Annotated in this window: 11 protein-coding genes; 3 read left to right on the top strand and 8 right to left on the bottom strand. The window is 43.2% G+C overall.

Translation table 11 applies throughout. The annotated features are described in order from the left end of the window. Window positions 1–121 precede the first annotated feature (121 nt). On the bottom strand, window positions 122–880 hold the full coding sequence (gene nth, locus ABIX36_RS00240) for an endonuclease III (RefSeq protein WP_348080175.1): 759 nt from the start codon (window positions 878–880) through the stop codon (window positions 122–124). Window positions 881–1,682: 802 nt separating this feature from the next. Next, entirely contained in the window at window positions 1,683–2,267 is a 585-nt protein-coding gene (locus ABIX36_RS00235) for a sigma-70 family RNA polymerase sigma factor (RefSeq protein WP_128532494.1), read from the bottom strand. 435 nt (window positions 2,268–2,702) lie between these two features. Between ABIX36_RS00235 and uvrA the strand changes: the two genes are divergently transcribed. Further along, complete coding sequence (uvrA, locus tag ABIX36_RS00230; protein WP_348080174.1) at window positions 2,703–5,663, top strand: excinuclease ABC subunit UvrA; 2,961 nt, start codon at window positions 2,703–2,705, stop codon at window positions 5,661–5,663. A 63-nt stretch (window positions 5,664–5,726) separates the two neighbouring features. Here uvrA and ABIX36_RS00225 read toward each other — a convergent pair whose 3' ends face one another. The 4 genes from ABIX36_RS00225 to ABIX36_RS00210 form a co-directional block, all read right to left on the bottom strand. Further along, the gene (locus ABIX36_RS00225) at window positions 5,727–6,554 is read right to left on the bottom strand and encodes a hypothetical protein (RefSeq protein ID WP_348080173.1); all 828 of its coding nucleotides are present in this window, start codon (window positions 6,552–6,554) and stop codon (window positions 5,727–5,729) included. 174 nt (window positions 6,555–6,728) lie between these two features. Then, a complete protein-coding gene (locus tag ABIX36_RS00220) occupies window positions 6,729–8,039 on the bottom strand; it encodes a hypothetical protein (protein WP_348080172.1) in 1,311 nt (436 codons plus the stop codon). Between the two features lie 215 nt (window positions 8,040–8,254). Continuing rightward, entirely contained in the window at window positions 8,255–9,181 is a 927-nt protein-coding gene (locus ABIX36_RS00215) for an energy transducer TonB (RefSeq protein WP_348080171.1), read from the bottom strand. A 134-nt stretch (window positions 9,182–9,315) separates the two neighbouring features. Continuing rightward, window positions 9,316–11,583, bottom strand: a complete 2,268-nt coding sequence (locus ABIX36_RS00210) for an aconitate hydratase (protein WP_348080170.1) — start codon at window positions 11,581–11,583, stop codon at window positions 9,316–9,318. Window positions 11,584–11,806: 223 nt separating this feature from the next. Between ABIX36_RS00210 and ABIX36_RS00205 the strand changes: the two genes are divergently transcribed. Beyond that, window positions 11,807–12,100 carry a type II toxin-antitoxin system HigB family toxin gene (locus ABIX36_RS00205; protein ID WP_348080169.1) on the top strand — a complete coding sequence of 98 codons (294 nt, stop codon included), beginning with the start codon at window positions 11,807–11,809 and terminating at the stop codon, window positions 12,098–12,100. A 10-nt stretch (window positions 12,101–12,110) separates the two neighbouring features. Further along, on the top strand, window positions 12,111–12,476 hold the full coding sequence (locus ABIX36_RS00200; RefSeq protein WP_348080168.1) for a helix-turn-helix domain-containing protein: 366 nt from the start codon (window positions 12,111–12,113) through the stop codon (window positions 12,474–12,476). Window positions 12,477–12,496: 20 nt separating this feature from the next. Here the strand turns inward: ABIX36_RS00200 and ABIX36_RS00195 are convergent, their stop codons facing one another. Beyond that, window positions 12,497–13,600 (bottom strand): PQQ-dependent sugar dehydrogenase, encoded by a 1,104-nt coding sequence (locus tag ABIX36_RS00195; RefSeq protein WP_348080167.1) that lies wholly within the window; start codon window positions 13,598–13,600, stop codon window positions 12,497–12,499. Between the two features lie 75 nt (window positions 13,601–13,675). Beyond that, window positions 13,676–14,482, bottom strand: coding sequence for an alpha/beta hydrolase-fold protein (locus tag ABIX36_RS00190; protein WP_348080166.1), 807 nt, complete (start codon window positions 14,480–14,482; stop codon window positions 13,676–13,678). Between the last annotated feature and the right edge of the window lie 23 nt (window positions 14,483–14,505).

Below are 14,505 nucleotides of genomic sequence, written 5' to 3'. Positions count from 1 at the left end.
GTGAAACAAATATAAATAACATTTTTATTATTTGCTAATTTTTTTAGTAATTATTTTTTATTTGGAAATCGCCTTATTATCAGGGAGCGGCGTATGAAGTTAACTAACCAGGGCCTACTAATCAAATATCTTTATCAACACTACGTTTCACCAATTCCTTCACAATGGCCTTCTGTATCTTCTTCTTTTTAGCATCTTTTGATTTTCGGAATTTTAAAGCCTCGGCTTTTAACAATGCCGTTTCGGTATTTTGCTGCGCGTAATATTTGCAAAACCAGGTAAGCGGGCAAATTTCGCACTTGGGGCTGCGCGCAACGCAGATGTAGCGCCCGTGCAATATCAGCCAGTGGTGCGCTATCGCCAGGGTATTTTCGGGCAGGTTTTTTACCAATTGCTTTTCAACCGCCAAAGGCGTGCTGGCACGAACAAGGCCCAGCCTGTTGGCAACCCTAAAAACGTGAGTATCTACAGCAATTGCAGGCGCATCAAAAACTACCGAGGCAATTACATTGGCTGTTTTGCGGCCAACTCCCGGCATTTTCTGCAGGTCGTCCAAATCAGATGGCACCTCGCCGCCGAAAACTTCTGTCAGCATTTTGCCCATGCCTGCCAGGTGTTTAGCCTTGTTATTAGGATAGCTCACACTGCGGATATAGGTAAAGATCTCGTCGGCATCTGAAGCAGCCAAAGCTGCGGCATCAGGGAAACGTTCGAAAAGCGCGGGGGTAACCTGGTTGATGCGTTTATCGGTACACTGGGCAGATAAGATCACGGCCACCAGCAACTGGTACGGGCTGTTATAATTTAATTCGGTAACCGCATTAGGCTGGTTCTTAGAAAAATATTCAACGAAGTGGCGGTAGCGTTCGGCTTTTAACATTGGATTATGGTTGATAGTTCATAGATCATAGTAGAACTATATCGTACGCAATAATCCTCAATAATCTGCAAAAACACAAAACTTGAGAGACTTTAGCCATGAACTATCATCCATGATCTATTAACTTCCGTAAAATAGAAAGGTTCATAAATCAAACGATCGGCCTTGCCAAAAGTATGATCTATGAACCAGTTTCGGGGGGGGGGGCGTAGTACTTAACGTAAACTCTTTGAGTAATCAAGTATCTGGTGGATGGTTTGCAATTTTGGCTTCTTTTTCAGAAGATCCAATTCGGCATGGATAGAGTGATAGAATATCACTGAGTCCGCATCCAGATTTTCAAGTGTTCCTGACTCTTTCATCTGAGTTTTGTTAGTGACCGCGTAGAAATTTGTTGTAAAGGTTTCACCCATAAGCTATCTTTTTTTGTTTAGATAAATAACGGCAGTTAAACCCGAATATTTTATGAAGATGAAAATTAAATGAAATTTTTTTCACTTACTTAACCCGCTGATAATGTTTGCCTAAGCTCACAGTCATTGTGTTTAACCGACACGTTTATTTTGTACATTTTTATAACGCTTTTGTGGGAAGAAAAATTGCAATTTAAGTGAAAAGAAAATTTAAATCACTTTTTCCAGGCTGGAAAGGTGCGGCGGGAAGGAGTCTGAACCCGAATTTTATGTAATTTATAAAATGGGCAGAATTCAGACACTAAAAGGCACGAAAAAGGCTTTAGCCGAATAACCGCCCAAAGCCTATAAAATTTTTCAAATCCTAACCTCTAATTCAGTCGCAAAAACTAATTTTTCAAACTCAGTTCTTTAGTCTGCATCATTTTGCGCAGGTTGTTCAATGCGTAGCGCATACGGCCAAGGGCGGTATTGATACTTACATCGGTAACGTCGGCAATTTCTTTAAAGCTCATATCACCAAAATGGCGCATAATTAATACTTCCTTTTGTTCAGAGGGCAACAATTGTATCAACGATTTTAAGTCTTTATGGGTTTGCTCACGTACCAGGCGGTCTTCCGCGCTTTCATCATAGTTGCCCAGCACTTCAAAAATATCAAAGTCGTCGCCGTTGCTTACCATAGGCGCGCGTTTTTCACGGCGGAAATGGTCTATCACCAGGTTATGCCCAATACGGGTTACCCATGGCAAAAACTTGCCCTCCTCGTTATACTTGCCCGCTTTTAGCGTATTAATTACCTTAATAAACGTATCCTGGAAAATATCTTCGGCCAAAGCTTCGTCTTTAACGAGCAGGTAAATAGAAGTGTAAATTTTTGATTGGTACCTCCGGATGAGCTCAACAAGTCCTGCTTCGTCACCGGCGATATAAAGATGGATTAGATCCTGATCACTTTTCAATTGAAAATCCATAGAAAGCTACTAATAAACTAAATTAATTTTTTTGTCGTTATTAAAAGTAGAGTTCTGTCTATAGCGTTTCTTTTAGGGGTTAAAAAATGTTACCCTCAAATATAATAATCTTCAAAATAAAAACAAATATTTTTTAGAGAGGGCATTGTCATGCCTGCATCATAAAGTTTACATGTCAGTATATTGCAAGTATTCATTTATTCTTCCTACTATTCCTAAACCGGCTTGCAAAAAGCTAAATATTTTAGGATTTTTGCGGCAGAGCGGGTTATGGTTGATAGACCATGGTTCATAACTCTACAAAATAAATATCAGTTAATGGATTGGTTATTTAGCGTTTAGACTAAGGAATTTAATAAGGGTTTAGCCCGATAATTATTAAATTTCCGGAAGCATCCGCTATGAACTATGGTCCATCAACCATCAACTAAAAGAATGATCAAAGAAGCCGAAAAAGATCCGCAGAAACATATCATCATCAAAGGCGCCCGGGTGCACAACCTGAAAAACATGGACGTGGCCATCCCCAAAAACAAGCTGGTGGTTATCACCGGCATGTCGGGCTCGGGCAAATCATCGCTCGCCTTTGATACCCTTTATGCCGAAGGACAGCGCAGGTATGTAGAAAGCCTGAGCAGTTATGCGCGCCAGTTTTTGGGCCGGATGAACAAACCGGATGTAGACTATATTAAAGGTATAGCCCCGGCTATAGCCATTGAGCAGAAAGTAATTACCAGTAATCCGCGCTCTACCGTGGGTACCAGTACCGAGATCTATGATTATCTCAAACTACTGTTCTCGCGCATAGGCAAAACCATATCGCCGGTATCGGGCGGTATCGTAAAAAAGGACAGCGTTACCGATGTGATCAACTTTATTATGGGTTTGCCTTTGGATACACAGGTAACCATCCTATGCCCACTGCACCCTCATAATAACCGCAGCCTTAAAGAAGAGCTTGCTGTGCTGATGCAAAAGGGCTTTATCCGTGTAGAGATCAACGGTGTAATGAAGCGTATTGAAGCTTTATTAGAGGATGAAAGCCTGAACGCGAATTTATTGGCAGAAACCATTGACGAAATGGTGGCCGACGGGCCGAAGGCGAAAGCCAAGACCAAAAAACAAAAGGCAGAGGAAGCTATCCAGGCCGAAATTGACAGCCAGAATGCCGAAAGCCAGGTAACCGCCCACAACACGCAACTCTCCACTCATCAATTGCCGGTGCGCATCGTTATCGACCGGATCACCAAGAACGATGAGGACGAGACCGTAAGCCGACTCGGCGATAGTATCCAAACGGCGTTCTTTGAGGGTAAGGGCGATTGCTATGTGCGTTACCGCGAACCTGAAAGCGAAATAGAGAACGAGCGCTTTTTTTGCGACCGTTTTGAACTGGACGATATCCGCTTTGAAGAACCATCTCCAAACTTTTTTAGCTTTAACAATCCTTACGGTGCCTGCAAACGTTGCGAGGGTTATGGTAAGGTTATTGGTATAGACGAGGACCTTGTTATCCCCGATAAAAGTAAAACCGTATACGAGGGCGCAATTGCCCCTTGGCGCGGTGAGAAAATGCGCGAATGGAACGATGTGCTGGTAAAAAGTTCGCTTAAATTCGACTTCCCTATTCATCGCCAATATAACCAGCTTACCGAAGAGCAGCAGCAATTATTATGGACCGGTAACCAATACTTCCGCGGACTGAACGCGTTCTTTAAGGAAATGGAGGAGCAAACCTATAAGATCCAGTACCGGGTTCTGCTATCGCGATACAGGGGCAAAACCACTTGTCCGGAGTGTAAGGGCAGCCGTTTGCGTAAGGATGCTTCCTATGTTAAGGTGGATGGTAAATCCATCACTGACGTTGTGCTGATGCCTTTGGATACCGCGCTGACTTTTTTCAGCAGCCTAAACCTGAGTCCTACCGACGTTAAAATTGGGAAGCGTTTATTGTTAGAAATAGTGAACCGCCTACAGTTTTTAAATGATGTTGGGTTGAGTTATTTAACGCTTAACCGTTTATCAAACACGCTGTCGGGCGGTGAATCGCAGCGTATCAATTTGGCAACTTCTTTGGGAAGCAGCCTGGTTGGTTCGATATATGTATTGGATGAGCCAAGTATTGGCCTGCACCCGCGTGATACGCAACGTTTGGTTGGCGTATTAAAATCACTTCGTGATGTAGGCAACACCGTTTTGGTGGTGGAGCACGAGGAAGAGATCATGAAAGCTGCCGACCATATCATCGATATCGGCCCGGAAGCCGGCACGCATGGTGGCAACCTAATCTTCACCGGCACTTACGAGCAAATAATTGTAGACGATAACAGCCTTACCGGCAAATACCTGAGCGGCCGCGAATCTATCGCTATTCCAGCTCAGCGCCGTAAATGGAATGATTATATAGAAATTAAAGGCGCGCGCGAAAACAACCTGAATAACGTGGATGCTAAATTCCCGTTGGGGGTACTAACCGTGGTTACGGGTGTATCCGGTTCGGGTAAAACCAGTTTGGTAAAACGCGTGCTGGCCCCTGCCCTGCAGAAAATATTGGGTAATTACAACGGCGAACAAACCGGCAGTTTCGACAGCATTGAGGGCGATTACGCAAAAATAGAACAGGTGGAGCTGGTGGACCAGAACCCTATCGGCCGTTCGTCGCGTTCTAACCCGGTTACCTATGTAAAAGCCTGGGACGAGATCCGTAACCTGTATGCTGCCTTACCGGTGGCCAAAGCAGCGGGATTAAAACCATCTGCATTCAGCTTTAACGTAGAGGGTGGCCGTTGCGATGTTTGCCAGGGCGAAGGCGAGGTAAAGATAGAGATGCAGTTTATGGCCGATATCTTTTTAACCTGCGAAGCCTGCGCCGGTAAACGCTTTAAACAGCATATACTGGATGTTACTTACAATGAAAAGAATGTATCTGAGGTGTTGGAGCTCACCATCGACGAAGCTTTGGAGTTCTTCAACAAAGAGCCTAAAATATTAGCCAAAATAAAACCATTAGTTGATGTTGGCTTGGGCTATGTACAATTAGGCCAATCCAGCAATACGCTATCCGGCGGAGAGGCGCAGCGTATCAAGCTGGCATCCTTCCTGGTTAAGGGTAACAATACACACAAAACGCTTTTTATTTTTGATGAACCAACAACAGGACTGCACTTTGCCGATATTAAAAAGCTGCTGAAATCATTTGATGCCCTGTTAGACCATGGCAATACCATTATTGTGATTGAACACAATATGGATGTGATAAAATGTGCCGATTGGGTGGTTGATATCGGTCCTGGTGGTGGTAACCGTGGCGGTAACGTAGTATTTGAGGGCGTTCCGGAAGATCTGATCAAAAAGACTGATAGCTTTACCGGGGAGTTTTTGAAGGAGCGGTTTTAGCCGCCCAGCCCAAAGGGGAACAAAATTTTTGATAGCGATGGGGTAACCTGTCGCTATTTTTATTTAATCGCCACCTCCGCCGCAGCCACTGCAACCCGAGGAGGAACAACCCGAACAGCCGCTTCCGCAACCGCTATGCCCGCCATCGCCTCCGTGCCCGCCATCGTGGCCTCCGTGATGGGAAGAGCCGGATTCGCCCCCGCATCCTGCTGTACTACAGCCACTGCTACTGTCGCCACCACCTTTGTTCCTCCATTTATCAGGGTCCGATTCCCATTTGTACACGCCAATAACCACTACGCCAACCACACCAAGCATTAGCAATGCTGATAACAAGGTATCTGAGGCCTGGATAAAAATTGTGCACACTACAAACAGCATTAAAATACTAAGGCTGTATACCGGGACCCGGTGCTTTTTGATCAGCCAGTACTTGCCTATGTTCACCCGTTGAAAGTTGATATCTGAAAAGCGCTCATCGTTATCATGCCAGATATCCACCGGTGGCGCTATTCCAAATTTATCACTATAAAGCTTTTGCGATGTGTTGTAGAACCCATCAAATTTATCCGCTTCTTTTACACCGCCTTTAGTTGGGTTGTGATGGATCTGTTTGTTCAGTGTATTTTGGCAAAGGTCTACCCAGTAAGAACGGGTGAAGGTTAAATGCAGGTGCCATGCCTGGTCTACCGGGTCGGACGGGGTTACGCCGGTTTCGGTGATGCAGCACATAAAGATAAATTTCTTGTACTCGGCAATCACCCGCTCCGTGTAATTAAGGTTCCAGCCATTCTCCCTGGCGAGCCTTTGGGAAAAACTAAAACCAATACCCGGTTCATCCAGCGTAAAGGCCTCAATTTTCTGCCATAATTCGTTTTCTTCTTTCGTCATTGTTATATGTATAAATTAGCTAAAGCTAATGAGAAAGAAAATACGATGAATTGATTTAATGTTAAATAATTGTTATTTATTTGGTTGTTAATATTAACGAAGTGGCGCGATTTGAGAAATCGCTTTACCCTACGAGTTTTATAGGGATTAAGTAAAAATCATACTTATTGAAAACTATAATATAACTTCCACTCTCAGTGTAAATCCTAAATCCAGCTCTTGGGTCAATCGAATTTCGACATTATTGAATGTCCATTGTCTTCCAACCCAAGTTTTTCCGCTTTTTAACTCCTCCAAATTATTCCCCAAGAAAGTCATGCCGCAGTGGTCAACGCCAAATATATCCACAAAGATTTTAACTAAAACTTTCAATTCTTCATTATAATACCAATTTGATAGAGAGTTTCTCAATTTGACAAAGGTGTATATACAATGATTGTCGACAGTATCTGCTGTTATTAATAAATCAAAATAACCAGCAAACCATTGCTGTAAATTGTAATTTCTTACTACTGATTTTGATTCTATGTTTGAATAGATGATAGATTGCGGAATATCCTTTATATGTTTTATATAATTAATGATGTCCTGCAAGTTAGATATCTTATATATTAGACCGTTTAGCTTTTCACAAAATTGCTTTTGGTTTAAAATGATAGTTCCTATTTGCGACTCTTCATATATAATTTGAGCTTTGTCCCTTAGTCTTGAGTCTTCAGTTAAGAATAAATCACAATGAGCCGCGTAAAATGCGTGCGATGCATCTGTCACAATATTAGATGTAGTACTTTTGTTATCTGATTTATATCCTATCAAATCTAAATTTGCGTACCTGGTGTGAAACCATTCGTAATAGGAATAAGGTTTGTTTTTATGATTGATATTGAGCGAATCGTTTGTAAAATCATCAAAAGACTTTTTCAATAGGGTTTTAGGGAGGTTATCATTTAGGTAACTTATTACGTTATGTTTAACATTGCCCAGTATTTTCCGCGGCAAAATATACTTATCGAAATTCAACCTCGTAGCTTTCATGAGACTACGTGAAACTTCCTGATTGCTAAGCAATTCCAAGGCATCTTCTAACAGGGCCCTCAAACTTGGATCCGTTTTTGACTTATTCAGAAAAGCGTTGAAATTATCTGGGAATAATTCGGTTAAGGTTTCAAACTTAATATTATGAGTTAATTCACCTAATCCAGCCAGTGGACTTTCAATACCTAATTTTGCACACTCTTCATCTATAAACTTAAACGTATCCTTAATTTCAAATTTGTCATCTGTTGAAGATTCAAAAAACTCCAAGACATCTCTAACAGAGTAAGTAACCTCATTTTCACCCCAATATTTCGCAATGCATTGATTTTTTGTGTATGATTTTATGCTATTTAAGTCTATGAGGGTTTTTTCGTGATTGCTGCTTCTTTGCAAATCATCAATATGTGCTGCAGAGTAAACTAAATTAAAATAATCTCCGTTTGCCATTAACGCTTCCCTCAAAAGCGGGAACCGCTCAATTTTTGTTAACAAATTAGTATCTAAATAGACCCTAAGCATATTGATAAATATCCCTAAAATTAGTTATAAGTTAGACGTATCTCATATACACAATTTGATAATACCTTGTAATTTTCGTGGATTCACAGGTTACTATTACAGATAGTCATCAGACATAAGCCATCAAATACTTCAGGCAAATATCATTTCGCCCTTTTCTTATATGGAAACGGCAACTTCATCCGTATATCATTATCCTCGCCAGTTTTGTTAGTGTATTTTACTGCTTTCATCACACGCAGGGCTTCTTCATCGCAACCGTAGCCAAGGCTTTTAATTACTTCCACATTTTTGGTGTTACCATCTTTATCTATAGTGAGCTGCACGGTTACAAAACCGGCAATGTTATTCTCTTTCGCTTTGTCGGGGTAATTCAGTTGGGCATAAATGGCGGCGATACCACCTATGGCTTCCACCGGCGATTCATGGCGCTCCTCCTGCACATAATACATGCTGGCAGGGTTAGGCTTTTCGGCAGTTGGCACATGGTAATTAATGTGCCACTCTTTAAGATATTCCGCCAGCGGCTGCATACCAATTTTCGCTCGCCGAACATCTACATTCGGTTCATCTTCTATCGGGCGTATTTTAACGCCGTCCTTTGTTTCGTGAAGTTGCGAGCCATAAATTTGTTTTTCGCCCCGGCCTGTTTTAACCCGGTCTATCAATAGTGCAAGTGAACTGGCGCGCAGTTCGCCTTTGTTTGCCGCGTCGGTTAGCAAAGGCAGGTATTTTTCCTGTGATTCCTGGTCGTTGTGCTGTATTACCATAAACGCTACCGACTGGTGCTTCTCTCCCACCAGCGATTTGCCCGGATAGCGATATTTAGTAAATATCTGTTCTATTTTGGCCAGGTTAATCCTGTCCAGTGTAGCCTGCTTATCCATATTGGCCTTGTCCAGTTCGGGATTACCCTTACCCGCTTCTTGCATAGCTGCGCTGCGGTATTGCTGGTCGGCTTTGTAGATAGTGTCTAACAGGGTTATTAGTGCTTTATCCGTTTGCGCCAGCAGGCCCACTGTAAAAAATAGCATTAAAGCGGTAAGTATGGTAGGTTTACACATTTTCATTGGGTATAGTCGATTTGTTTTTGCTTAAATATTCGGCCGTTTTAAAGTTACAATAGTTACTCCACAAAAAAAGCCTTCCCAAATCGGGAAGGCTCTATATTGTAAATCCGAAATCAAAATTTCGAAATCTGAATTTAAGAGGCCATTTGTTTGCGGATGATGTTTAGGGCACCGCCTGCTTTAAACCACTCAATTTGTTGTGCATTATAGGTATGGTTTACCTGGAAGCTTTCGCTGGTACCGTCTGCATGGTGCAATACCACGGTTAACTGGTGGCCCGGCGCGAAAGTGGTTAAACCTACGATGTCGAAAGTATCATCTTCCAAAATCTTGTCGTAGTCGTTGCTATCGGCAAAGGTGATGCCCAGCATACCTTGTTTCTTCAGGTTGGTTTCGTGGATACGGGCGAATGATTTCACCAATATTACACGTACACCTAAGTGGCGTGGTTCCATGGCAGCGTGCTCGCGAGATGAACCTTCGCCGTAGTTTTCGTCGCCTACTACGATTGAACCGATACCGTTTGCTTTGTAATCGCGCTGGGTAGCAGGTACAGGGCCGTATTCGCCTGTAAGTGCATTCTTAACGCTATCCGCATTCAGGTTAAAGTAGTTGATAGCACCGATAAGCATATTGTTTGATATGTTATCCAGGTGACCACGGAATTTCAACCATGGGCCTGCCATCGAAATATGATCAGTAGTACATTTACCTTTTGCTTTGATCAGCAGCTTTAAGCCGGTGATGTCGGTACCTTCCCATGCAGAGAATGGATCGAGCAATTGCAAACGCGCGGAAGTCGGACTAACCTTCACTTCTACCACGCTGCCGTCTTCGGCTGGCGCCTGGTAACCTGCATCTTCCACTGCGTAACCACGTACCGGCATTTCTATACCCAGTGGCTCATCCAGCATCACCTGCTCGCCATCCTTATTAGTTAAGGTATCGGTAAGCGGGTTGAAGGTAAGATCACCTGCAATAACCATAGCGGTTACAATTTCCGGCGATGCAACAAACGCGTGTGTATTTGGGTTACCGTCCTGGCGTTTTGCAAAGTTACGGTTGAACGATGTAATGATTGAGTTTTTGCGGGTCGGGTCGTCGGTATGACGAGCCCACTGGCCGATACACGGACCACAGGCATTTGCCAATACCACACCGCCCATGCTTTCGAAGGTACCTAAGTAACCATCGCGCTCTACGGTGTAACGCACCAGTTCCGAACCCGGGGTGATGGTGAACTCCGCCTTAGTTTGCAGGTTTTTATCGATAGCCTGTTTGGCGATAGAAGCCGAACGTGTAATATCCTCGTAAGAGGAGTTGGTGCAAGACCCAATCAAACCAACTTCTAATGTTGTAGGCCAGTTGTTCTCACGAACTGCCGTAGCGAATTTAGAAATAGGCCATGCCAAATCTGGTGTAAACGGACCGTTGATATGCGGCTCCAGTTCTGATAGGTTAATCTCGATAACCTGGTCGAAGTATTCGGTTGGGTTAGCGTAAACCTCATCATCACCGGTTAAGTGTTCGGCAACAGCGTTGGCCAGTTCGGCAACTTCTGCACGTGAAGTACCGCTTAAGTATGTGGCGATCTTTTCGTCGTAACCGAAGATAGAAGTGGTTGCACCAATTTCGGCACCCATGTTACAGATGGTACCTTTACCGGTAGCAGAAAGTGAACGTGCACCTTCGCCAAAATATTCAACAATAGCGCCGGTACCACCTTTTACAGTAAGGATACCTGCAACTTTCAAAATAACGTCTTTAGCTGAAGCCCAGCCAGAAAGGCTACCGATTAATTTAACACCGATCAACTTAGGGAATTTTAGCTCCCATGGCAAACCTGCCATTACATCACAAGCATCGGCACCGCCAACACCAATGGCAACCATACCCAAACCACCAGCGTTTGGTGTGTGCGAATCGGTACCTATCATCATACCACCCGGGAAAGCATAGTTTTCTAATACTACCTGGTGAATGATACCCGCACCGGCTTTCCAGAAACCGATCCCGTATTTATCAGATACAGATGAAAGGAAATCGTAAACTTCTTTATTGATATCAACAGCGGTGCTCAGATCTTCAACGGCGCCAACTTTGGCTTGTATCAGGTGATCGCAATGTACGGTTGATGGTACAGCAACCTGCGGGCGACCGGCTTGCATAAACTGCAAAAGGGCCATCTGCGCCGTAGCATCCTGCATGGCTACGCGGTCTGGTGCAAAATCAACGTAGTCGGTACCGCGTTCAAAAGCTTTTTTAGCATCGCCTTCGGAAAGGTGAGCGTATAATATTTTTTCTGTAAGGGTAAGATGTTTACCGGTCGCGGTACGTGCAGCCGCAATACGGGTGCTGTAGCGATCATAAACTTTTTTGATCATGTCTAAATCAAAAGCCATAATGTTTGATTTTTTTAGTGGTAAAACGAGATAACCATGCGTTTCCGCTGGTTAGCGGCGAATTTACAAATTATAAACTTTATTCACAGTCAAGCCTTTGTACAATTGTTATTTAGATGTAGTATAAATAAGAAGATGGTTAAAAAGCGAGATTTTTTTCATGAAATTTAATTTTTTTTTAGATTTTATAAAAAATATTTAGCTTTATGAAATAATAAAACAAATGGTCGTTATTAGTTACAGCAAACTCAGAGACTTTTACGAACTGCATGCCGATTCAAAAGACGCTTTGAATAACTGGTACAGATTAGTTTCACAAGCAGATTGGGGAAACTTCCATGAAATTAAGGCGATGTTTAATTCGGTTGATTCTGTAGGTAGCGACAGGTTTGTATTTGATATACGCGGCAATAATTATCGGATAGTTGCTATGATATTTTTTGACATAAGAACTGTTTACATACGATTTATTGGCACACACAAGCAATATGATAAAATAGACTGCGCAACAATTTAAATGGATTGAAATGGATAAGATAGGTAACGATAGCGATTATAATGAGGTAATGTTTAAAATAGACAGCCTTATGGCAAAGGGCAGCAAAAATGTTTCAAAGGAAGAATTGGAAGAAATTCGTTCGTTGGCACAAAAAGCGCAAGCGTTTGAGCAATCGAAATATGTAATAGAAGCCCCCACCACTTTAGTTGGTATGATAGAAATGCGAATGTTCGAAATGAAATTAAAGCAAAAAGAACTCGCCAAAAAATTAAATGTTAGCGACACCAAACTTTCGTTAATTATGAATGGTAAACAAAGGCCAAGTATCGCCTTTTTAAAAGCAGTTCATTCTGAATTAAAAATAGACGCTGATTTTATTTTGGAACATGTTTAATTTGTTTGTGGGCTAAATTTCTAAGGCCCTTTACTCACCCTTATTATCTTATCATTGGTACCATTACTGGTAATAATATAAACATCTCCCTGTGGCGATATGGCAACATCGCGCATGCGTCCGTAAGTGCTTTTGTAAAAGGTATTCACTACCTCAACTTTATCGCCGGCGGTGTTTAGTTTGAGTTGCAGCAATTCCGAATCTTTCAGTACGGCAAGCAGCAGCGAGTTCTTCCATTGCGGGATGGCATCGTTATTATAATAATCTATACCCGATGGGGCGATGGTTGGCGACCAGGCGAAGATAGGCTCGGCAACGTCGGTGGCAGCGCAGAAGGTTTGCTCGCTGCCGGCGTTGCAAAACCCTTCGATATTGGGCCAGCCAAAGTTGCGGTTTTTTTGAATAATGTTTATTTCGTCATCGGTAGTGTTACCGTGTTCGGAGCTGTAAAGCCTGTCGCCAACAAACACCAGGCCCTGCGGGTTGCGGTGTCCAAACGTCCACAATGGGCTGCCGGGTACCGGGTTATCGGCAGGGACGCTGCCATCTAAATTGATGCGTTGAATTTTGCCGGCAGGGTTTGTTTTATCCTGCGCACGTGATGATACCGATGCGTCGCCGCTGGTGATGAAAAGCTTTTTATCGGGCGATATGGCAAGCCGGGTACCATTATGGATGTTTGACGCCGGGATGTTATCCAGCAACACCACCGGGTTGGTAAGCGTGGTACCATTATAGGTAAACTTCACAATCTTTTTGGTGTAGGCCCCGGCTTTGTTGTAGTTATAGGCCACAAAAACTTCGGGCGTGGTTGCAAAATTGGGGTGCAGCACCATGCCTAATAAGCCACCTTCGCCGTTGGATACTACTTCGCTGATGGTAATTACAGGTGTTATAGCACCGTCTGCCGGATTCACCCTGCTTATTTTACCGCCGCGTTCAGTGATCCAAAGCATATTATCGGGGCCCCAAAGTATTTCCCAGGGAAAGCTCAGATTTTGCGTGAGTACTACATCGGTAAGCGTGGCTTCACCGGGTGGGTTGGTGTTATTATCAGATGAACTTTTTGTACAACTTGCTACGCACAACAGGGCTGCAACAGCTACTATAATCCATTTTCTCATGTCCTTTTGTGTTTTATAATTGGTTGATAATTAACAAACAGGCGTTTAAGAAAATTGTTGCGGCTTTTTTATCGCTTAATTAATAAGCCAGGCATAAAACGTTTTAAAAGATGCTTTCCATTGTGCTTCGTTATGCTTGCCGCCTTTTATAATTAAAGCTGCCGGTACGTTTCTCCGGCTGAAACCCTTGCTTACCAAGATCGAATCCATTTTAATAACATCCCCGGTTTCGCTGTCGCCTTCCTTATCTCCGCAGGATAAAAAGTACCGCTGTTTGGTATTCATTTTTTTGCCTTCCACCAGGGTGTAAAGCGGAGGCGCTATCCAAAACGATGGGGAAAAAACACCGGCAGTACCAAATACATCCGGGTACTTTACGGCGGCATACATCGATATCAGCCCACCCATCGAACTACCCGCTATCGCGGTGTATTTAGCTTCCTTTTTTGTGCGGTAAAGGCTATCGATATAGGGTTTAAGCGTTTTGACGATGAAATCGGCATAGGCATCACCTTCGGGTTTGGCATACTTGCTTTCGTATGCGTTGTATTCGGCCATACGGTATTTGCCGCTATTATCTATCCCAACTATAATTGCTTGCTTATTTACCGGGAAAGTTTTCGCTGTAGAATCTGCCAGCCAGCTCCCGGCGAAACTGGTGTTGCCTGTAAAAATGTTCTGCCCGTCGTGCATGTACAAAACGGGGTACTTTTTGTTGGATGTGGCATACCCGGCGGGCAGGTATATCCGCAGCGTGCGTTCACGGCCCAACTGTGGGATGTTTATTTTGCTGATGACGATGCTGGCGGTATCGGCCTTCTGAGCAAACAGCCCCTGAGCGGATACCATCCCAAGCAGAATAATTAAAAAGTTACGTAGCATTTCGAAAGGTAGCAATTACCACC

The organism is Mucilaginibacter sp. (assembly GCF_039925265.1).
GTDB lineage: Bacteria > Bacteroidota > Bacteroidia > Sphingobacteriales > Sphingobacteriaceae > Mucilaginibacter.
Note: the sequence above shows the minus strand (reverse complement) of the source record. Positions and strands in the feature narration are given on the sequence as shown.